This window comes from Dactylosporangium sp. NPDC050588 (genome assembly GCF_040654975.1).
Lineage (GTDB): Bacteria > Actinomycetota > Actinomycetes > Mycobacteriales > Micromonosporaceae > Dactylosporangium > Dactylosporangium maewongense.
In genome coordinates this window covers 48,421-72,290 of record NZ_JBFAJA010000045.1, presented here as the reverse complement: position 1 = coordinate 72,290, position 23,870 = coordinate 48,421, and the positions used below count along the sequence as shown (strand labels likewise).

Here is a 23,870-nt window from a genome sequence, read left to right as displayed (position 1 = left end):
CCTGCCCTACTTGCGCACGCCGGCGAACAGGCCGGGCGCGTTGTGCGGGTCGGTGCCGAGCCGCCACGGGATGTCGAGGAACTCCACCGCGCAGCCCGCCTTCTCGAACGCGGCGGTGTACTCCTCGCGGGTGAACAGGTTCATGTAGAAGTAGTCGGTCCACTCCTTGATGCCGCCCTCGGACGTGGCGACGGTGAAGCGGATCTCGACCCGGGTGGCGAGGCCCTCCCGGGTCGAGTGGGTGACCCGGGAGATGACCCGGCCGGGCTCGCGGACCAGGTGCCCGCCGACGTAGCCGTCGAGGAACTGCTCGGGGAACCAGCCGGGCTCCACGATCAGGACCCCGCCGGGCTGCACGTGCGCGGCCATGCGGGCGATCGCGGTGTCGAGCTCGGCGGTGGAGGCCATGCACGCGACCGAGTTGCCGAGGCACACGACCGCGTCGAACGTGCGGCCGAGGTCGAAGTCGCGCATGTCGCCGGCGTGCACCGCGACGCCGGGCAGCTTGCGCTGGGCGACGACGCGCATCGCGGGGGCCAGCTCGACGCCCTCGACGTGCTCGAACAGCTGGGCGTAGCGCACCAGGTGCGAGCCGGTGCCGCTGGCGACGTCGAGCAGGGTGGTGGCGCCCGGGTGGCGGGCGCGCACGTGCGCGGCGATGTCGTCGGCCTCGGCCTCGAAGCTCTTGCCGCGGCTGCGGAAGACGAGATCGTAGATCTCGGTGTGGTCCTGGCTCCACCCGGCATGGGTCTGCGTCCGGTCCTGCTCGAATGCCATTGCAACCTCCGTGGATGAGCGGATCTGCACCTATTCTTCGATTCCGGGGTCACGCTGGCTTCCGCTGCTGTGCGGACCTGAGCCTCACGGTTTGGCGTTGTTCGGCATGTGTACGACGCGCAGGAACGACCGCAGCCGCCACGGACGCGGTCCGCCGACGACCACGTCCCGGCCGGCGGCGGCGCGCAGGGCGCTGATGCGGCCGAAGAGCATGAGGTTGAACCGCGCCGGGCGGAAGGTCAGGCTGACGTCGTAGGGGTCGCCGGGCGGCGCGACGCTCACCCGGCCCTCGTGCAGCTGCAGGATGGCCGTCGGGGTGTGCACCGAGCGGAACTCGACGGCGATGCGGTGCCGCGGCATGCGGACCGACTCGTTGAGCAGCGCGCCGTACGAGTTGCGGATCATGTCGACGAGGAACAGCTCGAAGAACAGGGCGGCGTCGGCGTCGGGCATCGGCCACGGCAGGCGGGCCGCGCGCGCCATGTCCCAGCCGTGCACCAGCATCTCGTTGACGAGGTGGGCGAGCACGCCGGCGACGGTGACCTGGGCGTCGCCCAGCCACGTGACGGTCGAGGCCGGGTCGGCGTCGCGGGTGACGAGCAGGATGCGCTCGATCGCGGTGCGCAGGTCGCGCGTGACGACCCTCGGGTCGCGCTCGGTGAGGTGGCGCATGACGTGGGAGTTGGTGTCCGCCACGGTGTCCACGTTGGTGCCGGAGAGCAGCTCGCGCAGGCCCGGCACGGGCGGCGGCGGCGCGTCGGGGTCCAGCAGCAGCAGGCACAGCTTGGCGATGGACAGCACGTGGGCGGCGGAGTCGGCGATGGACCACTCCGCGGTCGCCATCGCCGCGGGGTCGGGGGCCCAGTTGACCAGCGACTCGAAGCGCCGGCCCGTGTCCGCGACGGCGGTGCGGGTCTGCTGCCAGCGGTCCTGGAGCACGACGACGGTCATGGGTCACCATCCGCGGAAGTCGTATTCGGGGCCGCGGACGCGACCCCGAGTGCACGAAGGGACGTGAGAGGTCAGGCGTTGTACCACATGGTGGGGAACCATCCGATGCCGAACATCGCCGGCAGGCGGACGTCCCAGTAGACGACGTTGAACACGCCGAGCGCGACGAGCAGGCTGCCCGTCACCACGGCGGCCCGCCGCGGGCTCGCGCCGAGCCACGACAGGAAGCGCCCCCGGGTGAGGAGCACGACGACGGCGAAGAGGGCCGCGACGAACACGACGTTGCCCACCGACTGCAGCACGAAGGCGAGCGAGCCGTAGAGCGGGTTGTCGGTGTCCGCCGCGTAGTGGAAGAGCTTGTTGAACAACGGGTACGGCCGGCCGATGAGGAAGCCGCCGACGAGGCCGCCGAGGACGACGACGCGGGCGGTGGGCCGGTCGCGGAACAGGTCCGGCAGGACGCCGAGCGCGGCCAGGCCCAGGTAGATCAGGGCGAGGCCGATGAGGCCGAAGACGACCGAGGACTGCAGGAGCCGGACCGGCACGTCGCCGACCTTGTCGGTGGACAGCTGCGGCAGCCGGTCGCCGAGCAGGACGCCGACGAAGCCGTACACCGCCGACACCGCCACCATGCCGACGGTGAGCCACCCGAGCGGGCGCAGGAGCCGCCGCAGCGGGCCGCCGCGCTGGCCGGCGCCGGCCTGTGACAGCGGGCCGACGGACGCCGCCATAGCGATGTTGCAGGCGGTGAAGGTGCCGGCGAGCCCGGACACGAACGCGAAGACCAGGCCGGCGGTGGTGCCGGCGATGGCGGTCTTCTTCGCGTCGTGGCCGAGCAGGTTGTTGGCGACGTTGTCGCCGATGACCGAGTCGACGAACTCGTAGGACCAGAGCACCGCCAGTGCGATGCCGGCCAGGATGCTGAACAGGACGACCCGGCCGTTGCGGGCGCGTCGGGGGGTGAGGTGCGGGCCCGGCGTGACGCCGGTCCGCAGCTGGGTGGTTGCCACGGATCCTCCACTGTGGACGACATGGGAACGCGGCCGGTGCGGGGACACCGTTGTCCCCGCACCGGCCGGCGTGCTGCCTCAGGTGGTGATGACGGCCGTCCGGCGCTCCCGCAGCCACTTCGCCCACCAGAACAGGCCGCGGGCGGCACAGACGATGGTTACGGCGAAGAACAGCGTGTAGACCACGTTGGCCAGCAGCAGCGCGCCGTAGACGAACGCGACGCTGGAGCCGAACATGAACTGCGCCTTGCCCGACGTCGGGGTGGTGCCCGGGTCGGTGATCATGTAGTTAGTGAAGAGGATGAACGCGACGCCCGTCATCGGGCCGAGCGCCGCCCACAGCGCGACGTCCCACACGTAGTGCCGGATCAGCGCCTGGATGACGAACGCGCCGACCCAGCCGACGATGAGCGCGACCCGCTTGGTCAGCAGCGAGTTGAGGATCGTGCCGGCGGTGAGGATGACGGTCGGCACCACGATGCGGATCACGTCCGGGACGTGCTCGGTGAAGTGGTACGGCGGCGCCACGTTGACCCAGCCGAACAGCACCAGCGTGACGGTGATGCCGAAGTTCGACGGGTTCATGAAGTGCCGCAGCCGGCCCTTGATCGGGGCCCGGAACAGCACCTTCTGCCCGACGGCCACGACGACGGCGAAGGCGATCGGCCAGTACACGTCGTTGGCGTACAGCAGCATGTTCGCCGCGAGCGCGGTGATGTGCGACGGCAGCAGGAACGTGTAGAGGCCCCAGCCGCCGTGACCGGAGTAGCCGGGGGCGCGCCGCTCCGCCTTCGCCGCGATCCACTCCACGACGAGCTCCGTCGAGTAGCCGATGGCGAGGGAGAACAGCGGCCACGTCCACGGCTGCTCGAAGCCGAGCACGGTGTAGCCGAGGATGTTGAAGATGCTCATGGAGATCGCGAAGTTGCGCAGTGCGAGGTACCGCGGGTCGCGGCCGTCCACGCGCGGCGGCGCGCCCGACGGGGTCGACACCGTCACCGTCGCCTTGGTGGGAACCGCTACGGCCGGCGAGACCGGCGCCTCGGTCGGGAGCTTGACGCGGGGCTGCACGTCGGTCATGACGGCTGCACCTCCTGGGCTTGCGTGGTCAACATGAGGGTGTGCTGGCCGGGGCTCAGCTGCAGCGTCTGCATGTGCATGGCGCCGGTGTTGTCCAGCCAGCACACCTCGGCCGAGACCGGCTTGCCGTTGTTGGCGCCGAGCCCGAAGTGCTGCTGGAAGCCGCGCTTGCCGGAGTGCCCGCCGCCGCCGTCGAGCTGCGACACCTGGGTGCGGCCGTCGGCGGTGGTGACGCGCACCTGGGCGCCGTAGGCGGGCGCGCCGGGCAGGCCGCCGGTCGCGGAGACGCCACCGGTCGCCGGGCGGTACAGGTTGAGGCTGAGGTACTCGCCGCTGCCAGCCTTGGTGTTGCGGTAGTAGGACGGGGCGCCCCACTGCCGGGCGATGGCGAAGTCCTGGGCGCCGTCACCGTCGACGTCGGCGACCGCGACGCCGCGGCTCGGGATGTCGGACGTCATGCCGAGTTCCTTGGCGACGTTCACGTACCGGCCGTTGGGCTCCTTGGCCCAGAACGCGAACGGCTGCGAGCCGGCGATGTCGTCACCGGGCTTCGCGTTCGGCCACATCTGCGGCTCCTGCAGCAGCAGGTCGTTGGTCATCGCCAGCTCCTGCAGCCACGACCAGCGGTTGATCTCGCCCTTGACGAAGCCGGTGGTCTGCACCAGCGACAGCCGGCCGCTGTTGTCGAAGTCGGCGGCCTTCGCGTCCCAGCCCCAGCCGACCCAGGCGATGTTCGCCGAGGCGGCCTTGTTCTCGAACGGCGCCCGGCCGTCCTTCAGCACCGCCGCGGCCTTCGCCGGGTTCGCCGCGGTGTTCTGGTAGTAGAGGTTGCTCTCCTCCAGCCCCCAGCTGGTGGTGATGTTGCTGATGAACATGTCGAACTGCCCGTCGCCGGACAGGTCGCTGAACTCGATCGACATGCCCTTGAAGGAGTCGTGCCCGACGACGAGGGACTTCGGCGTGAAGGCGCCGCGCTCCCCCTCGGCGAGGGCGAACTTGATCTGCCCCGGGGTGGAGACGTTGCGGAAGAAGCGGTCCCGGCCGAAGTCGTTGGCGAGGTACAGCTCCGGGCGCAGGTCGCCGTCGAGGTCCGCAGAGCCGGCCCCGAGCGTCCAGCCGGTCGCCGCCGACGGCGGGATCGCCTTCTGCTCCACGTACGTGACGCTGGGCTCGTCGCCGCTGCTGGCGGCCTCCCAGTGCAGCACGTGCGCGCCGCCGGCGTTCTCCGCCCGCGACATCGAGTGGTTCATCTGCACGTTGGGGTCACCCTGCGGGTCGAGCACCTGGGTGTCGGGGAAGTAGTTGAACACGCCGATGTCCACGTGGCCGTCGCCGTCGAAGTCGGCGACGTTCACCGCGTTGGTGTTCCACAGCGGGCCGCCGTAGCCGCCTGCCGCGGTGTTCGACGCGGCGATCAGCTCGGTGGGACGGAACGCGGCCATCTCCAGCGCGGTGGCACCGGGCTTGTGCATGTACAGCACCGGCGTGCGGCCCCAGTAGTAGACGAGCAGGTCGGTCCAGCCGTCGGCGTTGTAGTCGCCGGGCACGCAGCCCATCGGCGCCATCGTGGCGCTGGTCGGCAGCGGCGCCGGGTTCAGCACGAACGGCGCGTAGGTCGCCCCGCCCTGCGGCGCCGGCGTCACGATCGCCGAGTCGCTGCGGGTGTCGACGAGACACAGGTCGTTGGACCGGCCGTTGCCGTCGATGTCGTTGACCGCGACGGCGGCACCGACCGAGGAGATCCAGGCCCTGATGTGCTCGTACTTCGGGTTGACCTGGCGCACCGTGTGCTGCGGCAGGCCCGGCGGCAGCGCGATCTGCAGCTCGGTGAACGCGTAACGGTTGGCGATGGCGTTGCGTGTCGCCGCCGACGCCTCGGGCAGCTGGGCCGCCACGTACAACGCGGCGACGAGCACCAGGACGAAGGCGCCTGGGATGAGCCGGCGCAGGGCGCCGACAGGTTGCGGTGGCACAGTTCCCCCTTGAGGTCGACGGCATGTCGCCCGCGGATGCGCGGCCGGACACCTGCCTGATTGACCGGCGGAGATCCCGCAGGCTGGTCGAGGACCGCCGCTCCCGCGGCTCGATCCATCGAACTATCGCTATCGTTGCGGCGGGCCGGAGCAAAGTCTTCTCGGCAAGTGCTCAACGGCGTTCGTCGATCTCCCACCCTAGCCACGCCCTAGTGGGACGCTATCGGCGCACCCCTCACGCACAGCGAAACGCCCGCCGGAGCAACGGCTCCGGCGGGCGTCCACATTGGACATACGGTCAGCGCGTGGTGGTCACCGTCATCGGCAGACCGCCGCGGATGCGCAGCGACAGCATCGGCTCGGGGACCACCCGGTGGCCGGGCACCTTCTCCAGCTTCAGGTCCCGGCACAGCAGCGCGAGCACGAACGCCGCCTCCATCATGCCGAGGTGGTTGCCGACGCAGAATCGCGGCCCGGCGCCGAACGGGATGTACGCGTAGCGGGGCCGCTCCGCCGTGCCGGTCGGGCGCTGCGGGTCGAAGCGCTCCGGGTCGAAGCGCTCCGGCTCCGGCCAGAAGTCCGGGTGCCGGTGCAGCGTGAACGGGGACACGAGCACGTCGGCGCCGGCCGGCACCCGGTAGCCGCCGACCTCGTCGGCCGCGAGGGCCTTGCGCGGCAGCAGCCACACCGGCGGGTAGAGCCGCATGACCTCCTCGAGGACCATCGAGGTGTACCGCAGCTGGTGCAGGTCCTCGAAGACCGGCAGCCGGTCGCCGAGCACCGCGACCGCCTCCTCGTGCAGCCGCTGCCGCACCTGCGGGTGCTCGCCGATGAGGTACAGCGCCCAGCTGAGCGTGCTGGCGGTCGTCTCGTGCCCGGCGAGCAGCAGCGTGACGAGCTCGTCGCGCAGCCGCTCGCGGCCGACGGCCGGGTCCGGCTCGGCGTCCGCCGAGACGATGAGCCGCGACAGCACGTCGTCGCGGTCCTCGGTGCGGGCCCGCCGGCCGCCGACCAGCTCGTCGACGATGGCCTCCAGGCTCCGGCGGGCCCGGCGGAAGCGCAGCTGCCGGGGCAGCGGCACCCAGGTCGGCACCGCGCTGAGCGTCTCCAGCTCGAACATCGCCTGGTCCTGCACGGCGGCGAACGAGTCGCCGATCCCGCCGAACCGGCTGAGGTCGGCGTCCAGCAGCGTCCGGCCGAGCACGCCGAGGGTCAGCGTGGTCATCTCGTCCGGGACGTTGACCGGACCGGTCCCGGCCCGCCGGCGCAGCCGCTCGACGAGCTTGGCGCCCTCCTCCGCGACCGCCCCGGCCTGCGCCGCGATCCGCCGGCTCTGGAACGCCGGCTGGATCACCTTGCGCTGCTTGCGCCACAGCTCGCCCTCGCTGGTGAGCAGGCCGTCGCCGAGCGCCCGGCGGGCGTGGACCAGGCCGATGCCCTTCTGGTAGTTGCCGGCGTTGTCGGCGAGCACGTGCTTGGCGTGGTCGGGGTGGTTGAAGAAGTACAGCGTCTTGTGCCCGACCGCGAGCCGGGACGCGTCGCCGTAGTCCTTCGCCGCGTCGGTCATCATGCCGATCCGGTCGCGGGTCATCTTCACGAGCATGCCCATCGCGGTGATCCGCGGGCTGCTGGGCGGGTACAGCGGCCCGGCGGCCCGCCGGCGGTCGAGCGTCGTCACGTCGTCACCTCGGTGCGTTCCTGGCTCAGGTGGTGGAATTTGCCGGAGTGGAACAGCAGCGCCTCGTCGTCGACGCTGCGGTGCATCGACAGGACCTTGCCGATGAAGATGGTGTGGTCCCCGCCGTCGTACGTGCGCCACAGCTCGCACTCGAAGTGGGCCAGGGCGCCGCCGACGAGCGGCGCCCCCGTGTTCGGTGCCGGGGCCCAGTCGACGACGTCGAACTGCTGCCAGCCCAGCGGCCGGCGGCGGTCGGCGAAGTACCGGGCCAGGCTCTCCTGCTCCGAGGAGAGCACCGACACGGCGAACGCGCCGACCTCGCCGAGCGTGCCGTGCATGACCGCCTGCCGCCCGACGCAGATCGACACCAGCGGCGGGTCGAGCGACACCGGGGTGAAGGAGTTGGCGGTCATGCCGTGCGGTGTGCTGCCGCCGACGGTCACCACGGTGACGCCGGTGGCGAACGCCCCCAGGGCCCGCCGCAACGATTTCGGATCGGTCACCGCGTTGAGCGGCGGCCTTGGCTGGACGTCCACGCGCACCTCCTGCTCGCGCAGGCCCTCAGACCCGGGCCATCGACGTGTACGGCTCCAGCGCCCGGGCGAGCGCCTCCGGCACACGGGCCGGCACCGTCCTGGTGTTCGGCCCGCGCATGCAGGCCACCCGCTGGCCGCCCCGGGCGACGAGCAGCTCGCCGCCGTCGCCGACCCGCACGTAGTCGAAGCTGAACTCGATCTGGGTCTGCGCCAGCTCCACCAGCCGCATCCGGATCGACAGCTCGTCGAACGCGGTGATCTCGGCGAAGAACTCGCAGCCGACCCGCAGCGTGAAGAGCTTCAGGTCGTCCTGCAGGTCCGCGAGGACCTCGGGCGCCTTCGTCTTGAGGAACAGCTCCCGGCAGCGGCCCTGCCAGCGCAGGTAGTTGACGTAGTACACGTTGCCGACGAGGTTGGTCTCCTCGAAGCCGACCGTGTGCTGGTACTCGAAGTACGACTCCATCACTGCTCCCCTCCGGTCAGGACCGCGAAGACGACCGGCCCGTCGACGCCGCGCACGGTGGTGGCGAAGGTGGCCACGCACGCGTCCCCGGCCGAGTAGACGACCCAGCCGGCCCGCGACGACGGCATCAGGCTCAGCGGCCCGAGCGTCGAGCGGCCCGCCTTCTGCACGCACTCCACGGCCGCCCACACCCGCGTCGCCGCGGTGTCGGCGTCCTCGCCGGTCAGGTCGGCGGCGAGGTCCGCCAGCCCGGCGTGCTGGCCGAGCAGCCCACGCCACTCCTGCGCCGTGCGGGCGGTGACCGCCTCGAGGTCGCAGCCGAGCACGCCGGTGGCGGCGGTGCAGAGCGTCAGCCCCGCGCCGTGCGCCGCGGAGATCGTGCGCGGGTCGTCGACCTCCGGCTTGCCGTCGGGCCGATACCGCACCTCGACGGCGCGGCCGAAGACCCGCCCGGCGGCCAGTGCGGTGCGGGCCCGCCGCTGCTCGACGTGGTCCTCACCGCCGGCGGCACCTTCGGGACCGTCCGGCTCGACCGCGACCGCGACCCTGGTGCCGACGAGGTCCTCGAGGGTGCGCTCCAGGTAGGAGCCCAGCAGCGGCGCCACCCACGGTCCCCGGCCGTCCAGCTTGCGCACGGCCCGCAGGTGCAGGCCGTCCCACCGCTCGAGCACGGTGCCGGCGGCGTCGCGCAGCGCGATGTCGTAGATGTACAGGTCGCCGTCGTGGCTGCGCTCGGTGGCGCAGTACCGCAGCCCGGTCGCCGACGTGAGCCCCTCCCCCGCCGGGTAGATGCGCTCCACACCCGCCGGCAGCAGGGTCGCGTCGGGGACGCAGACCTGGTTGCCGTGCATGAGCGCGTCCCGCACGCCGGGGTCGCCGAGCAGCAGGCGGTCCGGCAGGTACCCGGCGAACCACCGGGTGTCCGGGTCGGCGGCCAGATCGGCGTCGACGTCGCGGGCCGCGACCCGGTGGTAGGAGCGCAGCCGCTGGAACCGGCCGCCCTGGAACAGCACCCCGTCGTAGAGCTCGGTGCGCGGGTCCAGCGGCACCGCCGGCATGGCGTCTGCCTGCACGGGCGGGCCGTCGGGGGCCTCGCCGCGGTCCAGCCGCAGCCGTGCCCGGAAGTGCTCGGCGGCGAACTGCGTCTCGGCGCTGCGGATGACGACCTCGACGGTGTCGTCGGCGGTGACGACCGCGGCGACCCGGATGACCGTGCTGCCGTCCGGCGGCACCACGATCGGCCGCAGGAAGCGCGCGTCCTCGATGACCGGCCCGCCCTCGTGGCCGGTGACGGCGGCCGCGACCTGGGCCATCGCCTCCATGCCGAACACCGCCGGGAAGAGCAGGTTGCCGTCGAGGAGGTGGTCGGCGAGGTACAGGTCGCTGCCGGCACTCAGCTCGGTCTCGCAGACCAGCTCGACGCCGTGGTAGCGCACCAGCGGCCGGTCCACGAAGCGCAGCAGCGGCAGCTCCGGCTTGTCGTAGCGGACCGTGTCGATGCCCGTCGTACGGCCGCTGATGACGACGACCGACGGGGCCTCCGGGTCGGCGAGGAGCCGGCGCAGGATGGCGATGCCCTGGTCGGGGGTGACGGGGACGACGCCCTCGCGGGTCAGCGACTCCACCACCGACAGGCGCTCGCCCATGCCGACGCCGGACCACACCGACCACTCCATGCAGATGCTGCGGCAGTTCGGGAAGTCCCGGCCGGTCTGCACGGTGAGGTCGGCGAGCCACTCGTTGGCGGTGGCGTAGTGCGCCTCGCCGCGCAGGCCGGCCCGGCCGATGATGCTGCCGAGCGTCACCAGCAGCTTCAGCCCGGACGGGTCGACCGCGTCGAGGACCGCGCGCAGCCCGTCGATCTTCGGGGCGAACGTGCGCCGGAACGCGGCCATGTCGAGGCTGGTCACCGAGGCCGGCTCGTTGCGCCCGGCGCCGTGCAGCACGGCGGTGACCGGGCCCAGCTCCGCGGTGAGCTCGGCGACGGCCCGGCGGACCGCGGCGGCGTCGGTGACGTCGGCCTGCGCGTACCGGACGGTGATGCCGTGCTCGGTCATGCGGCGCAGGTTCGCCGACAGCTCCGCGTCCTGCGCCGGGTCGGACCGGCCGAGCAGGGCCAGCGCGGCCCCGCTGTCGCTGGCCATGGCGAGGGCGCACTCGGCGGTGATGCCCTTGCCGCCGCCGGTGACGAGCAGCACGTCGGTGCGCGCGAGGGGCACGTGCGTGATGGCCGGCTCGACCGGCATCGCCCGCAGCGTCGGCACCCGCCGCACGCCGCCGAGGTCGTAGTACGCCTCCGCGAAGCCGTTCGTCGCGGCGACCTCGGCGACGACCCAGCCGACCGCGGCGGGGACCGCCGGCACGTGCACGACCGTCGTGGTGAGGTGCGGCGCCTCCAGCCGGACCGTCTTGGCCAGGCCGGCCGCGCCGCGGCCGTGCTGCACGAGCACGAACCGCTTGGCCGTGCCCTGACCCTGGTCCCGGCCGGTCACCGCCGCCTTGGCGCCGTGCAGCGCGAACTGCAGCTGCTCCTCGGTGCACTGCTCGGGCAGGCAGACCAGCAGCCCGGCGCCGACCCCGGCGCGCTCCAGCTCGCGGCGCAGCGGCTCGGCGAGCGGGTTGCCGGCGTCGGCGTAGACCTGCCAGGCACCGTTGTCCTGCGGCGCGGTGCGCGGCGGCAGCGGCAGCTCGTCGAGGTCCAGCGACCACGGCCGGGCCCACGGTGCCGCACCGGCCACCTGGGCGGCCGCGGACGCGGCACCGTCGCCGTGCTGGGCGGTCGCGGCGAGCGTGTCGAGCGCCTCGGCCAGCTCCTCGATGGTCGCGGTGGCGAGGTTCGTCGGCAGCTGCGCCACCGGCAGGTTCATCTGCTGGGCGACCTGGTTGAGCACCTGGCCGACGGTGATCGAGCTCAGGTGCAGGTCGTCCAGCAGGCGGCTGCTCGTGCCGACCAGCTCGATCGGCAGCTCGGCCCGGTCGGCGGCGAAGCGCCGCAGCAGCTCGACGCTGGACTCCGCCGGCCGGTCCTCGGGGGCCCGCACGTCGCCGCCGGCCGGCGTGACCGGCTCGGCCGCCGGCTGCGGCACCACCGTGAGGGCGGCCCTGCGGCGGACCACCGGCGCCGTCGGCGCCTGCTCGCAGGGGCTGGCGAAGAACGAGAACGTCGCGCCGACCGAGACCGGCCGGATGAGCCGGCCGTGGAACAGCGCGCTGTCGACCGGTGCGGCACCCACGATGTACGCGGCCGCGACGGCCCGCAGCACGCCCGCGAGGGACTCGTCGTCGGTGTCCAGCGCCACGGTCGGCACGTCGGTCACCGACGCCGCCAGGTGGCTGAGCACCCGGCCGGGGCCGACCTCGATGAACAGGTCGATGTCCTTGGCGGCCAGCTCGACCGCCTGGTTGAACAGCACCGGGTCGGTGATCTGGCGATGCAGCAGCGTGGCGACGTCGGTGTCGCGGGTGAGCACGTCGCCGGTGACGGTGGAGACGACCCGCCGGCCGACCGGGGAGAAGTCCTCCTCGGCCAGGGCGGCGCCGAACGCCGCCGCGGCCGGGGCGACCAGCGGGGAGTGGAAGGCGTGCGACACGTGCAGCCGGGACCACTGCACGGCGGCGGCCGCGGCCCGCTCGCACACGGTCTGCACCGCGTCGACCGGCCCGGCCACGACGGTCTGGTTGGGCCCGTTGTAGCCGGCGATGACGACCGGCAGCCCGGCGACGAGGGTCTCGACGGCCTCCGGCCCGGCGGCGATGCCGGCCATCGTGCCCGACGCGCTGTGCTGCGACATGGTGCGCCCGCGCAGGGCGGCGACCCGCAGCAGCGCGGCCTCGTCCATCACGCCGGCCCACTGCAGCGCGGCGAGCTCGCCGAGGCTGTGCCCGACGGCGACGGTCGCCTCGATGCCCAGCGTCGACATGACCCGCAGGCCGGCCATCGAGCCGGTGACGATGCGCGGCTGGGCCACCTCGGTGGCGACGACGTCGCCGGTCACCGGCAGCGCCGCGTCGACGTACACCTCCTCGGCCTCGGCGAACCGGCGGCGCAGTGCCCCGCCGGAGACGCCGCGGCCGGAGCCCTGGCCGGGGAACAGGAACCCGATCTTGCCGGGCCCGCTGGCGTGGCCGAGGAAGCTGCGGCCGTCGGCGGCGAAGTGGGTGGTCTCCCCCGCGTCGAGGATCTCGCACAGCCGGCGCAGGCTCTGCACGGCGTTGTCCGGCGAGGAGGCGATGACGGCGGCACGGTAGGGCAGGTCGCGCAGCCCGTTGTGCAGCGTGGCGGACAGGTCCGACAGCTGCGCGTAGGAGAGCTTCGGCACGAAGTGCACGAGCTCGTCGAGCTTCTCCCGCAGCTCCTGCGCGGAGGCCGCGTCGGCCAGCAGCAGCTCGACGTCCTGCAGCGAGGACGCGAGCGCCTTGGTGCGGCTGTCCAGCGGCACCCGGCGGCGCGGCGCGGTGTTCTCCAGCACGATGTGGGTGTTGATCCCGCCGAAGCCCATGGCGGTGACGCCGACGCGCACCGGCGTCTCCCGCGGCCAGGCCTCGGCCTTGCGCAGCACCCGCAGGGCGGGCGCGTCGCCGGTCAGCACCTCGTGCGGGTCGCGGGTGCCGATCGCCGGGGGCAGCACCTGGTGGTACGCGGCCAGGGACGCCTTGATGAGCCCGGCGACGCCGGCGGCGGCCTTGGTGTGGCCGATCATGCCCTTGATCGAGCTGATCGCGGCCGGCGCGCCGTCCGGGTCCGCCTCGCGGCGGGCCTCCGACAGGGCGGTGAGCTCGGTGGCGTCGCCGACCTTCGTGCCGGTGCCGTGCCCCTCGAACAGCGCGACGGTCTCGATGCCGAAGCCGGCCCGCTCGTACGCGCGGCGCAGGGCCAGCTTGTAGCCGTTGGCCTCCGGCCGGGTCATGCCGCCCTTGCCGTCGGAGGAGATGCCCCAGCCGGCGATGGACGCGTAGATGCGGTGCCCGGCGGCGACCGCCTCCGGCTCGCGCATGAGCACGACCATGCCGCAGCCCTCGCCGGGCCAGAAGCCGTTGGAGCCGCGGTCGTAGACGCGCATCTCGCCGGTGGCGAGCGCGCCCGTCTTGGCGAAGCCGATGATCTCGAACGGGTCGATGGACAGGTCGACGCCGCCGGCGACGGCGACGTCGGCCTCGCCGTCGATGAGCGCCTTGCACGCGGTCGCGACGGACAGTAGCGACGAGGAGCAGGCCCCGTCGACGGTGTACCCGCCGCCCTTGAGGTCGAAGTGGTTGCAGATCCGGCCGGCGATCGTGTTGGACAGCGCGCCGGCGAGGGTGTCCTCGTCGATCTCCGGGAACGGCGACTTGTACGCGTCCTCGAAGTCGGCCAGGAAGTTCTGCAGCTGGTCGTCGTCCCAGTCCTGGGCCTTGAGCGCGGCGGTCACCATGCGGCTCACGTACGGCCAGCGCAGCCGCATCTGGTTGGCCCGGGCGAACTCGCCGGTGAGGCTGTTGCCGACGATGACGGCGGTGCGCTCGCGCGGCAGGCCCTCCGCCATCGGGAAGCCGGCGTCGGCGAGCGCGAGCGCGGCGATGTCCAGGGCGAGCCAGTGGGTGAGGTCGGTCGCGCGGTACGTGCTGCCGGCGATCTTGTAGGCGATCCGGTCGAACTCGTAGCCGTCGATGACGGCGGCGAGCCGGGCGTAGAAGCGGTCCCGGGCCTTGGGGTCGGCGTCGAAGTAGTCGTCCAGCCGCATGCGTTCGTCGGGCAGCTGGCGGAACGCGCGGCGCCCCGCGAGCGCGTTCTCCCACAGCTCCCGGGGGGACGTGGCGTCCGGGTATCGGCACGCCATGCCCACCACGGCGATGTTGGTCATGTCAGGTCACCTTTCCGTGGCCGGCACGAGCGCGTGCTTGATGCGCTCCCGCCAGATCTCGTAGGCGGGGATCTCGTCGTCGAAGGGCAGCCCGATGAGTGCCTCGTCGGTCACCTTGGCCGCGGCGGCGGCGGACTGCTCGCAGAACACCCTGGTCGCGACCTCGTTGTGGGTCACGACGAGCCCGGCCCGGAGGCGGGCGGCGGCGGCGAACGCCGAGCCCTGCGCCACGTCCGCGGCGTACTGGCCGGCGGCGTCGCGGAACCAGGTCAGCTCGGCCTCGTCGGCGCCGCCTGCGTACGTGGCGGCCAGGCCGGCGCCGGCGTACAGGTCGGCGCGGCGGCGCTCGTCGAACTTGTCGAACGCGGCGACGACGCGCCGCGGGTCGGTGCCGCACACGAACCAGGTGGCCCGTCCGACCCCCTGGTCGGTGGCGCGGGCGGCGTACCAGGACGGCCCGTCCGCCGGCCACGGGAAAGACTCGTCCTGGTAGCACTCGTGCACGTAGCGCTGGGTCTTGAAGTAGGCCTGGTGGAAGCCGTAGCCGTCCAGCACCAGCCAGCGCAGCAGCGGGTCCGGCGCGTGCAGCGTGTTCCAGCGGAACTTCGGGATCCGGGCCATCGCCCAGCCGACGCCGACGTACACCATGTAGACGTGGTCGTCGGCGGGGCCGGCGAGGAAGTCCTCGACGTGCCGGCGGCCGCCGACGGGCAGCCCGTCACGGACGGCGAAGGCCATGGCCGCGCCCTCGTAGGCGAAGCCGCGGTAGGCGTGTGGGATGTCGGCGAGCCGCGCGTCCGCCTCGGCCGGCTGCCCGACCTCGGCGGCGATCGCGTACCCGGCGAGGAACTGACGGCCGACGTTCTCCAGCCGGTCGCGCGCCTCGGCGTTCTTCACGTGAAAGCCCCGGACATCCATTTTGGTTTCCGAGACGTTCGGCGTCAGGACGCGCCGGCGGAGAGATTGAAACATCGTCATTTCGGGTTCCCCCAGATAGACCGTTTCAACAAATTGTCGTCGACCTATATAGGTGACGTCATCTCCGCCATTGCGACCGTTGCATTCCCTGAACGCGGCGAGTGCCGGTTCCTACCGCACGGACGCGGCCGGCACGGCGACGGCCTCGCGGATCTTGCGCCGCCACGCCTCGTAGTCCAGCTCCCCCTCGACGGTGGTGCCGCCCACCGCCACGTCGTCGGCGAGCTCCGCGGCCCGGGCGACGGTCAGGTCGGTCAGCGCCGCCACCGCCACCGCGGTGTGCTCGGGCTCGAAGCCGGAGAAGACGCGGGCCTTGGCCGCGAAGACCGAGCCCTGCGCGACGTGGGTCCAGTGCTCCCCCGCCTCGCGGCGCAGCGCGGCGAGCCCGGCCGCGTCGCTGCCGCCGGCGAACGTCGCCGCCAGCCCGACGCCGCTCCACAGGTCGGCCTGCCGGTCGGCGGCGAAGCGGTCCACCGCGGCCGCCACACCGGGCACCTGCCCGCCGTGGATGAACCACAGCGCCCGGCCGATGCCCTGGTCGCAGGCCCGCTGGAAGTAGTCGGCGCGGCCCTGCCACGGGTAGGCGGCCAGGCGCTCCTGCCGGTCCACCCACCGCGCGGTCTGGAAGTAGGCGCGGTCGAAGCCGTAGCCGTCGACGGCGAGCCAGCTCATCGTCGGGTAGTACGGGGTGCCGGTGAGGTCCGGCAGGATCTTCTTCCACAGCGGGCGCGGCAGCCGGGCCATGGCGAAGCCGATGCCGATGTAGGTCAGGAACGTGTGCGGCACCGCCGGCCCGGACAGCAGGTCACGGGCCCGGTGGCCGCGGCCGCCGGCCATCGCGTCGAGCACCGTGACCGCCATCGTCGCGCCCTCGTAGGCGAAGCCGCGCATCTCCGGCTCCACCAGCTCCAGCCGCTGGACCAGCTCCGCCTGCGTCTTGGTGTCGATGCCCCACTCGAAGCCGACGAGGACCGCCTGCGGGATCGCCTCGAGCCGGCGGGTCGCGTCGGTCGGCTCGACCGGGAACCCCCGCTGCGCGAAGGAGACCTCCTTGAACGACGGCGTCAGCACCAGGCGCCGTAGGGAACCGAGTGTGCTCGGCATGGTCGTGCCTCCTCAAACCTGGATCGGTCCGGCCGGAGGCGGGCGCCTCGGGCCTCAGGGACGTCGCAGCCGGCGTCCCAGGCGCCGCAGCATCGCGAACGCGAGCGCGAGCAGCAGCACCGCGTCGACGGCGAGCAGCGCCATGTTCATCGGGTCGTCGCTGATGTGCTGGTGCCCGGCCGTCGCCGCGGCGGCGGGGTCGTCGCCGCCGACGGGCGCGGCGGGCACGCCCACGCCGAAGCGGGTCACCGCCGACAGCTCCGCGCCGCCGGACAGCCGCACGTGGTACGCGACGAGGTACGTGCCGCCGGTCAGCTCGACGGGCACGGTGAGGGTGTTGCCGTCCAGCCGGACGGGGCCGGTGGTCACCGGCACCCCGCCTTCGGTGGCGACGGCCAGGTGGTAGTCGTATGCCGCGAGCTCGCCGGTGAACGTCGCGGTCACCGCGGCCGGCGCGGTGGTCACGGTCGCGCCGTCGGCGGGGTCCATCGTGGACAGCCGGCCCGGCGCCGGCTCCGCCAGCAGCGCGAAGGCCAGGACCGCGGCGGCGACCGCCCCGACCACCCAGGCGACCGGGGAGCGCAGGGCCGAGCGGAGCCCGCGGGCGCGGGCCCCGCTCGACGTCGTCATGGTCATACGGCGCCGGCCGCGACCAGCGGCCTGGCGCAGTTGCAGGGTGCCGCCTGGGCCTCCGCGCGGTTCGGGCGCATGTGCAGGATGACCGCGACCACCATCGGCAGGAAGACGATGGTGTTGTAGAACAGGTGCAGCTCCACCCGCGGGAACACCGTCTGCAGCACGCTCGTGGGCACCGCCGCTCCGAACAGGAAGTGCCCGGTCTGCGCCTGCAGGAACAGCAGCAGGTGCTCGATGTGGTGCCAGAACTGGATCGCGAGGGCGATCGTCCACCAGGTCCGGGCCCGGCCGGTGAACGCCCCCCGCAGCGCGAACAGCGCCACCAGCATCACCAGCGCGTAGCCGTAGTGCAGCCACTCGCTCTTCACCAGCCACGGGTAGGCCAGCCCCAGCACGCCGCGCGACTCCTTCAGCGGCCAGTTCAGCACCCAGATCTGGTACGCCTGCGCCAGGTGCTCGGCCCAGTGCGCCAGGACGACCACCATGAACACGTTCAACCCGACCCGGTGGAAACGGCCGTTCAGGCCGCCCGGCCGTCCCTGTGCCAGCTCGACTCTCGCCACTTCGACTCCTCTACATTGCCGGTGGTGCTCACAAACGGCGCCGCCACGGCGCGGGCCGCCGCCATCCGGTTGCCGATCAGCCGCGACGCGGCGAAGGCGGACCACGCGACGGCGTCCACGAGCGCGGCGTCGGCGGGCTCGACCCGGCGGAACTCGGCGACCGTGCCCTCGTCGACCTGGTAGGACGACAGCGCCGTCAGCAGCGCCAGCCGGCCGGCGGGCCGCTCGTGCGCCGGCAGGTCCGCGATCAGGTCCTCGCACCACGCCGTGCTCAGGCCGGTGTCCTCGCCGCGCCACGCGTCCAGGCGGTCCAGGACCAGCCGGCGCACCGAGAGGGGCAGGGACCGGGCGCCGGCGAACTCGAACGCCTGGTAGGAGCGGGCGATCGCGCCGGCGATGTCCCGGTTGGCGCCGGCCCAGGCCGCGTCGACCGGCATCGGCGCGGGGCCGAGCAGCCCGACGGACCGGCCGCCCTCGCGCGGCGTGCGCAGCGTCGGGCGCAGCAGCCGGCTGATGCCCTGCTTCATCCGCCGCCGCGAGCGGGGCCCGAGGCCCGGCGGCAGCAGGAAGTTGGAGAGGAACACGTTCACCATGCGGCTCACGTAGTGGAAGGCCACGACGACGCCGAGCAGCTCGGCCCGTTCGGCGGCGCTCAGCCCCACCGGCTCCGGCGCGGCGTCGTCGAGCTGGTGCCCGGTGCGGGCCCACGCGGTCACCGCGCGCAGCTCGGGGTCGAGCATCGCCTCGACCCGGTCGCCGGCGACCGCCTCCGCGTCGTGCTCGCCGGTCAGGTCGTACATGCCGACGCTGTGCATCTCCACGCAGTAAGGGCAGATGTTGGCGACCGCGACGGCGGCGGCGACCGCCTCCTTCGCGTCGCGGCCGACGGTGGGCCCGGCGAGCGGCTCGCGGGTGAGCATCCAGTAGGCGGCGAGCAGGTCCGGCGACGGCGAGTGCAGCTGCGCCGGCGGGACCACGAGCCGCATCTCGTCGGCGACCTGCGCGTAGACCTGCGCCACCACGCCGGAGGCCGCCGGTAACGACACCGGCGTCACGTACCTGACCTGTCGCTGGATCACCGAGGAAGCCACCCGACTGATGACCACGACCGCCTCCCGTCGTCGTCGTTGGGGCGGCACTATCCGCAGCCACCCCGCTGCTGGGCCACACTAGCGACGCGACAATGCCGCTGGACATAGCCGAACATCGAGCTGACACAAACAGCGCATGATTGAAGAACCGTCAATTCCGCAGCACAGCCGGAGATGCATTTCGATGGCTTGGGCGGGCAGGATGCCGCTAACTCTTCTCGCCTTATGTCAGGAGTTGCCGTGCAATCCGACACCACTGCCGCAAGTGTGTCCGATGTGGACATCGAGCCGCTCCAGGCGATGACCATCGAGGCGTACGCGGACACCATCATCCCCGGGGAGCGGCGCTTTCCGGACGACCGGGTGTGCGCGGGTGCGGCGCCCGGCGGCGGAGCGGTCGCCGCCGGCGCGCTGGAGCTGCTGACGTGGTCCGCCGGTGGGCTCGCCGAGCAGCTCGGCACGTTCGCCTTCCTGCTCGACATGCACGCCACCGAGTACGCCGCCGAACACGACCTGCCCCTCGACGACGACGTCCCGCCGTTCGTGGCGCTGGACTTCGAGCACCGCACCGCGCTCGTGCGGCGGCTCACCGACCCCGACCACCCGGAGAAGCAGATCTGGGTCGGGCTGGCGCTGTTCAGCAACATGGCCTACGACAGCGCCGCGCACCTGAACACCACCGACGCGCTCGCGGCGGGCCACCCCGGCCTGCTCGCGATCGGCTACGCGACCCCGGAAGCCGACGGGCTGTGGCGGTTCCCGCGGTTCTCCTACGGCCGCCAGCTGGCCCCCATCCACCCGAACACGACCCCGACCGGGAGCCCGGCATGACGTACGTGGAATCGACCGACGTCCTGGTGATCGGCAGCGGCTTCGGCGGCGCGATCACCGCCTACCACCTCGCCGCCGGCGGCGCGAAGGTGGTCGTCCTGGAGCGCGGCCCGTGGCTGGAGGCCGACGAGTTCGAGCACGACTTCAAGCTCGGGTCGTCCTACACGCGGGCGTTCGACTTCGTCGTCGGCGACGGGATGAGCATCCTCGGCGGCAACTGCGTCGGCGGCGGCAGCGTCGTCTACTTCGCCACGATGCCCCGCGCGCCGCGGTTCGTCTTCGAGCGCCACGGCAGCATCGGCCGCCGGATGTGGCCCGCCGCGATCACCCGCGACACCCTCGACCCGTGGTACGACGTGGTCAGCGAGGCCCTGCCGATCACCCCGCAGCGCTGGGAGCAGATCCCCTACGCCGGCGGCCTGTTCGCCGCCGCGTGCGCGCACGCCGGGCGCACCGCCAACCCGTCGCCGTCCGCCGTCGACGTCAGCAAGTGCACCAACTGCAACTGGATGATGGCCGGCTGCCGCTTCGACGCGAAGCGCTCCCTGCTGCTCAACTACCTGCCGGGCGCGCTCGCCCACGGCGCGCAGATCCGCCCGCTGCACGAGGTGCAGCGGCTGACCCGGCACGACGACGGCTCCTACCGGGTGCACTACCGCGTCGTCGACGACGAGGACTACCGGATCCTGCACGACGAGGGCGCGATCGACGCGAAGATCGTCATCGTCGCCGCCGGCTCCGGCGCCACCCCGGTCATCCTGCAGCGCTCCGAGGCCGACCTGGGCACCATGCCGCACGCGGTCGGGCGGTACTTCTCCGGCAACGGCGAGCGGCTCAACACCGCGGTCTTCAACGAGGACCGGGTCCGTGACGTGCTCGGCCTGGACCGCGGCGACGGGGTGCCCTACGAGGCGTACCAGATCGGCCGCGGCCCCACCGTCGCCAGCTGGGACAAGCTCGACGGCTCGCTGCCGGAGTACGAGCGCTACTCGCTGGAGCAGCTGTACTTCCCGCCCGGCCTCGGCACGATCCTGGCGCAGGTCAAGGACCCGTCCGCGGCCAGCTGGTTCGGCGTGGAGAAGAAGGAGATGCTGCGGACCTGGAAGTCGTGGCTGACCATCTTCACGATGTCCGAGGACGACAACGAGGGCGTGTTCGGCCCGCCGCCGGAGACCGGCAACGCCCACCGGATGTCGCAGCAGATGCTCGGCCACGGCCCGCTGTCCTACAAGCCGACGAAGAACACCTGGCGCGGCTGGGACCTGTCCGACGCCGACGTCAAGGACATCCTGGAGCGCGACGGGCTGGCGACGGTGACCCCGTGGACCAACGATCTCATCGGCGCCTACACCGTCCACCCGCTCGCGTCGTGCCGCATCGGCGACGACCCGGCGACGTCCGCCCTCGACGACACCCACGAGCTGCGCGGCCACCCCGGCATCTTCGTCACCGACGGCTCCGCGGTCCCCGGCGCCCTCACCGTCAACCCGGCACTGACCATCTCGGCCCTCGCCGAGCGCGCGGTGCCCGGCATCGTCAAGGCGCTGCAGGCCCGCGGCGTCGCCGTCACCTACGGCGCGCCGTCGCCCACCGGCCAGTCCTTCGCCCGGCGGCCCGTGCTGAACCGGTCCTAGCCCCCTCCGGCCACTGGAGCCCGCCGGACCACATTCCGGCGGGCTCCTTTTCACCCCTGTGAGGCTTCCCGTGTCCCTGTTCACCCGTGTGGCCGGTCGCATCGCGCTGCCCCACATCGGTCGCGTGACACCCGTCGAGCCGTCGTCCGCGACCGGTCTCGTCGGTCAGGTGTACCGCCAGGTCGAACGCGACTTCGGCATGCTGGCCCCGCCGGTCGCGCTGCACTCGCCGGCGCCCCCGGTGCTCGCCGCCGCCTGGACGATGCTGCGCGAGACGCTGCTCGTGACCGGCACCGTGCCCCGCGCGACGAAGGAGGCGGTCGCCGCGGCGGTCTCGGCGGCCAACGCGTGCCCCTACTGCGTCGAGATCCACGGCGCCGCCCTCACCGGCCTCGGCGGCGGACCCGACGCCCAGGCGATCGCCGCCGGACGGCTCGACGACGTCGCCGACCCGCGGCTGCGCGCGATCGCCCGCTGGGCCCGCGACCCCGTCCTCGGCGCCGCGGTGCCGTTCCCCGCCGCGCAGCTGCCGGAGCTCGGCGGCGTCGCGGTCATCTTCCACTACATCAACCGGATGGTCAGCGTCTTCCTGCGGCCCTCGCCGCTGCCGCCGCTGCCCGCCTTCACCCGCCGCGGCACGCTGTGGGTCGCCGGGCGGATGATGGGCGCGTTCGCCCGCCGCGAGGCCTCCCCCGGCGCGTCGCTGGACCTGCTGCCGCCCGCCCCCGTGCCGCCGGACCTGGCGTGGGCCGGGCAGACCCGCATCGCCGACGCGTTCGCCCGGGCCGGCGCGGCCGTCGAGGAGGCGGCCGTCCCCGTGGTGCCGGAGCGCATCCGGTACCTGCTGCTGACGCGGCTGTCCGAGTGGGACGGCAGCCCGCCGGGCGTGTCGGCGTCCTGGGCGGACGCGGCGCTCGCGGGCGTGCCCGACGACGAGGTGGCCGTGGGCCGGCTCGTCCTGCTGACCGCGCAGTCGGCCTACCAGGTCGGCGACCGCGCCGTCGGCGCGTTCCGCGACCGCGACCCGCGCGACGCGTCGCTGGTGGCGGCGGTCTCCTGGGCGGCGCTCACCGCGGCCCGCTGCATCGGTGCCCGCCTGCCCGACGGCGCACCGGCCGTCTGACACGAAAGACCGGCGGCGCTGTGCATCATGCGCCGCCGGTGCCGGTCGTGCCGTGGCTCAGGCCGTGGCTTGTGCCGTGGCTCAGGCCTTGGGCACGTCGAACAGGTTGGGCACCCGGGCGGTGAACGCGATGTCGCCCTTGGCCTTCATCTTGCCGAGCATGAACAGCGCGATCGGGCTCGCGTTGCCCGTCACCATCTTCAGGAAGTCGACGGCGCCGATGCTGAGCTCCAGCGTCGGCGTGCGGTCCGGCCCGGGCGACAGCGTGCACGTGCGGTCGGCGATGACGAGCTCGTAGGTGTCGGCGCCGCCGTCCGGCCGGTCCCCGACCTTCCAGTGCAGCACCGCGTTGGCCGAGCCGGCGCGGTCGGCGCGGAACACGCCGGGCATCCGCACGAACACCTCGTCGAGCACCGCCTGGCGCTGCTCGCCGGTCATGAGCCGGCGCAGGTCCCCGGCGGAGCTGCGCTTCACCACCTGGGCGAACTCCGCCTGCGGGAGCGTTGCCGGGTTGACGTCGGGCACGGTCATGGCTTTCCCCTTCCACCACCCGCCGCATCAAGCCGATGCAAGGCGGCTCTGCCCAGCACCCTAGACATCGACGCCCGCCACCACGTCTCCATCCGTGCGGGCTTTAGCGCAGCGGGAAGCGCCCCTTGCGCCACTGGAAGTGGCCGCCGGCCTTGAAGTGCTCGACCACGGCGCGCTGCAGCGCGGTCCCCCGCGGCAGCTGGTCCAGCGGCGTGGTCAGGGTCCGGAACACGAACCGCCGCACCTCGACGTCGGGGTCGATCCCTTCCGCCTCCTCGTACGGCTCCAGCTCGAACCGGCGCTGGAACCGCACGATGTTGGAGTCCTCCGGCAGGTACTCCAGCAGCTGCGGGTCCAGCAGCCACGACCCGCAGGCGAACTCCGTGTAGGCCTCGTCGGGGAAGTGCACGGGGAAGAACGCGCGCGCCTCGGCGAGGGACGCGTCGATCGCCGCCGGCGTCAACGGGCCGGAGTCGGGCACGTGCAGGTCGATCGCGCCCGCACCGCGCTGGTGCTGCAGCCGCCCCAGCTCGTAGACGCCGCCCCGCCAGTGCAGGCTCAGCCAGGCCTGCATGACCGGCCAGCCCTCGCCCCGCATCCGCCGGTCGACCGCCAGGTTGCGCCCGAGGTCCGCGAGCGTCGCCCACGACACCTCCTCGGCGACGCCGTGCTCGCGGTGGTACCCCATGACGGCGTCCACCAGCGCCAGGTAGACGTACACGTAGAGATGCCGCCACGCCGGGCCCCGGTCGCGCGGCAGCTCCGGCCCGGGCACCAGCCAGCCATACCCGCCGAGGTCCGCGCGCACGAGCGCGGCCGAGCGGTCGAGCAGCCACCGCAGCTCGTCCGTCCACAGTGGAGACTCCGGGTCGGGCCACCCCGCCATGATCTCGGCGGCGTCGTCCGGCCCCACCCCGAGCCGCTCCAGCATCGCGGGCGCGGCACCCTTGGCGGGCAACGCCGCCGGTGCGGGGTCCCCGGCCAGGCCGTGCACCCGCGCGATCTCCTCAGCACCCACCCCGAGCCGGGCGGCGATGTCGTCCAGATCCACGCGGACGACCCTACCTGGCG

Annotated in this window: 19 protein-coding genes; 3 read left to right on the top strand and 16 right to left on the bottom strand. The window is 72.9% G+C overall.

All coding sequences use genetic code 11. From position 1 onward, the window contains the following. Positions 1-6 precede the first annotated feature (6 nt). From AB0I21_RS29180 to AB0I21_RS29115, 14 genes are all read right to left on the bottom strand, one after another. The gene (locus AB0I21_RS29180) at positions 7-777 is read right to left on the bottom strand and encodes a class I SAM-dependent methyltransferase (protein ID WP_360565910.1); all 771 of its coding nucleotides are present in this window, start codon (positions 775-777) and stop codon (positions 7-9) included. Between the two features lie 84 nt (positions 778-861). Continuing rightward, positions 862-1,728, bottom strand: a complete 867-nt coding sequence (locus AB0I21_RS29175; RefSeq protein WP_360565908.1) for a maleylpyruvate isomerase N-terminal domain-containing protein — start codon at positions 1,726-1,728, stop codon at positions 862-864. Positions 1,729-1,799: 71 nt separating this feature from the next. Further along, positions 1,800-2,738: a hypothetical protein gene (locus AB0I21_RS29170; RefSeq protein WP_360565906.1), complete on the bottom strand. Its 939-nt coding sequence runs from the start codon at positions 2,736-2,738 to the stop codon at positions 1,800-1,802. Between the two features lie 78 nt (positions 2,739-2,816). Next, complete coding sequence (locus tag AB0I21_RS29165; RefSeq protein ID WP_360565905.1) at positions 2,817-3,818, bottom strand: enediyne biosynthesis protein; 1,002 nt, start codon at positions 3,816-3,818, stop codon at positions 2,817-2,819. Then, positions 3,815-5,791: a CRTAC1 family protein gene (locus tag AB0I21_RS29160; RefSeq protein ID WP_360565904.1), complete on the bottom strand. Its 1,977-nt coding sequence runs from the start codon at positions 5,789-5,791 to the stop codon at positions 3,815-3,817. Before AB0I21_RS29160 ends, AB0I21_RS29165 begins: the two co-directional genes overlap by 4 nt. A 298-nt stretch (positions 5,792-6,089) precedes the next feature. Further along, positions 6,090-7,433, bottom strand: coding sequence for a cytochrome P450 (locus tag AB0I21_RS29155; protein ID WP_360565947.1), 1,344 nt, complete (start codon positions 7,431-7,433; stop codon positions 6,090-6,092). A gap of 32 nt (positions 7,434-7,465) precedes the next feature. After that, on the bottom strand, positions 7,466-8,005 hold the full coding sequence (locus AB0I21_RS29150; protein ID WP_344508702.1) for a flavin reductase family protein: 540 nt from the start codon (positions 8,003-8,005) through the stop codon (positions 7,466-7,468). Between the two features lie 25 nt (positions 8,006-8,030). After that, the gene (locus tag AB0I21_RS29145; protein WP_360565902.1) at positions 8,031-8,468 is read right to left on the bottom strand and encodes an acyl-CoA thioesterase; all 438 of its coding nucleotides are present in this window, start codon (positions 8,466-8,468) and stop codon (positions 8,031-8,033) included. After that, positions 8,468-14,308, bottom strand: a complete 5,841-nt coding sequence (locus AB0I21_RS29140) for a type I polyketide synthase (protein ID WP_360565900.1) — start codon at positions 14,306-14,308, stop codon at positions 8,468-8,470. The genes AB0I21_RS29145 and AB0I21_RS29140 overlap by 1 nt, the downstream gene beginning before the upstream one ends. A 6-nt stretch (positions 14,309-14,314) precedes the next feature. Further along, positions 14,315-15,286: a DUF1702 family protein gene (locus AB0I21_RS29135; RefSeq protein WP_360565899.1), complete on the bottom strand. Its 972-nt coding sequence runs from the start codon at positions 15,284-15,286 to the stop codon at positions 14,315-14,317. A gap of 111 nt (positions 15,287-15,397) precedes the next feature. Further along, on the bottom strand, positions 15,398-16,390 hold the full coding sequence (locus AB0I21_RS29130) for a DUF1702 family protein (RefSeq protein WP_360565897.1): 993 nt from the start codon (positions 16,388-16,390) through the stop codon (positions 15,398-15,400). Positions 16,391-16,444: 54 nt separating this feature from the next. Next, positions 16,445-17,020: a copper resistance protein CopC gene (locus tag AB0I21_RS29125; protein WP_360565895.1), complete on the bottom strand. Its 576-nt coding sequence runs from the start codon at positions 17,018-17,020 to the stop codon at positions 16,445-16,447. Between the two features lie 2 nt (positions 17,021-17,022). Then, positions 17,023-17,589: a hypothetical protein gene (locus AB0I21_RS29120; RefSeq protein ID WP_360565893.1), complete on the bottom strand. Its 567-nt coding sequence runs from the start codon at positions 17,587-17,589 to the stop codon at positions 17,023-17,025. Then, positions 17,547-18,635 carry a carboxymuconolactone decarboxylase gene (locus AB0I21_RS29115; RefSeq protein WP_360565891.1) on the bottom strand — a complete coding sequence of 363 codons (1,089 nt, stop codon included), beginning with the start codon at positions 18,633-18,635 and terminating at the stop codon, positions 17,547-17,549. The genes AB0I21_RS29120 and AB0I21_RS29115 overlap by 43 nt, the downstream gene beginning before the upstream one ends. A gap of 345 nt (positions 18,636-18,980) precedes the next feature. Here AB0I21_RS29115 and AB0I21_RS29110 point away from each other — a divergent pair, with 345 nt between their 5' ends. The 3 genes from AB0I21_RS29110 (at position 18,981) to AB0I21_RS29100 (ending at position 22,268) form a co-directional block, all read left to right on the top strand. Further along, positions 18,981-19,511 carry a DUF5987 family protein gene (locus AB0I21_RS29110; RefSeq protein ID WP_360565945.1) on the top strand — a complete coding sequence of 177 codons (531 nt, stop codon included), beginning with the start codon at positions 18,981-18,983 and terminating at the stop codon, positions 19,509-19,511. Further along, entirely contained in the window at positions 19,508-21,145 is a 1,638-nt protein-coding gene (locus AB0I21_RS29105) for a GMC family oxidoreductase (protein ID WP_360565889.1), read from the top strand. The genes AB0I21_RS29110 and AB0I21_RS29105 overlap by 4 nt, the downstream gene beginning before the upstream one ends. 124 nt (positions 21,146-21,269) lie before the next feature. Continuing rightward, entirely contained in the window at positions 21,270-22,268 is a 999-nt protein-coding gene (locus AB0I21_RS29100; protein WP_360565887.1) for a carboxymuconolactone decarboxylase family protein, read from the top strand. 81 nt (positions 22,269-22,349) lie between these two features. On the opposite strand, the gene AB0I21_RS29095 is transcribed toward AB0I21_RS29100, so the two are convergent. Continuing rightward, on the bottom strand, positions 22,350-22,799 hold the full coding sequence (locus AB0I21_RS29095; protein WP_360565885.1) for an SCP2 sterol-binding domain-containing protein: 450 nt from the start codon (positions 22,797-22,799) through the stop codon (positions 22,350-22,352). A 103-nt stretch (positions 22,800-22,902) separates the two neighbouring features. Next, positions 22,903-23,850, bottom strand: a complete 948-nt coding sequence (locus AB0I21_RS29090) for an acyltransferase domain-containing protein (protein WP_360565884.1) — start codon at positions 23,848-23,850, stop codon at positions 22,903-22,905. Positions 23,851-23,870 lie beyond the last annotated feature (20 nt).

Bases quoted from the DNA above. Each gene is read 5' to 3' on its own strand.
- AB0I21_RS29180 (WP_360565910.1), bottom strand. From the start codon at position 777: ATGGCATTCGAGCAGGACCGGACGCAGACCCATGCCGGGTGGAGCCAG.
- AB0I21_RS29175 (WP_360565908.1), bottom strand. From the start codon at position 1,728: ATGACCGTCGTCGTGCTCCAGGACCGCTGGCAGCAGACCCGCACCGCC.
- AB0I21_RS29165 (WP_360565905.1), bottom strand. From the start codon at position 3,818: ATGACCGACGTGCAGCCCCGCGTCAAGCTCCCGACCGAGGCGCCGGTC.
- AB0I21_RS29145 (WP_360565902.1), bottom strand. From the start codon at position 8,468: ATGGAGTCGTACTTCGAGTACCAGCACACGGTCGGCTTCGAGGAGACC.
- AB0I21_RS29140 (WP_360565900.1), bottom strand. From the start codon at position 14,308: ATGACCAACATCGCCGTGGTGGGCATGGCGTGCCGATACCCGGACGCC.
- AB0I21_RS29135 (WP_360565899.1), bottom strand. From the start codon at position 15,286: ATGACGATGTTTCAATCTCTCCGCCGGCGCGTCCTGACGCCGAACGTC.
- AB0I21_RS29130 (WP_360565897.1), bottom strand. From the start codon at position 16,390: ATGCCGAGCACACTCGGTTCCCTACGGCGCCTGGTGCTGACGCCGTCG.
- AB0I21_RS29125 (WP_360565895.1), bottom strand. From the start codon at position 17,020: ATGACGACGTCGAGCGGGGCCCGCGCCCGCGGGCTCCGCTCGGCCCTG.
- AB0I21_RS29110 (WP_360565945.1), top strand. From the start codon at position 18,981: ATGACCATCGAGGCGTACGCGGACACCATCATCCCCGGGGAGCGGCGC.
- AB0I21_RS29105 (WP_360565889.1), top strand. From the start codon at position 19,508: ATGACGTACGTGGAATCGACCGACGTCCTGGTGATCGGCAGCGGCTTC.
- AB0I21_RS29095 (WP_360565885.1), bottom strand. From the start codon at position 22,799: ATGACCGTGCCCGACGTCAACCCGGCAACGCTCCCGCAGGCGGAGTTC.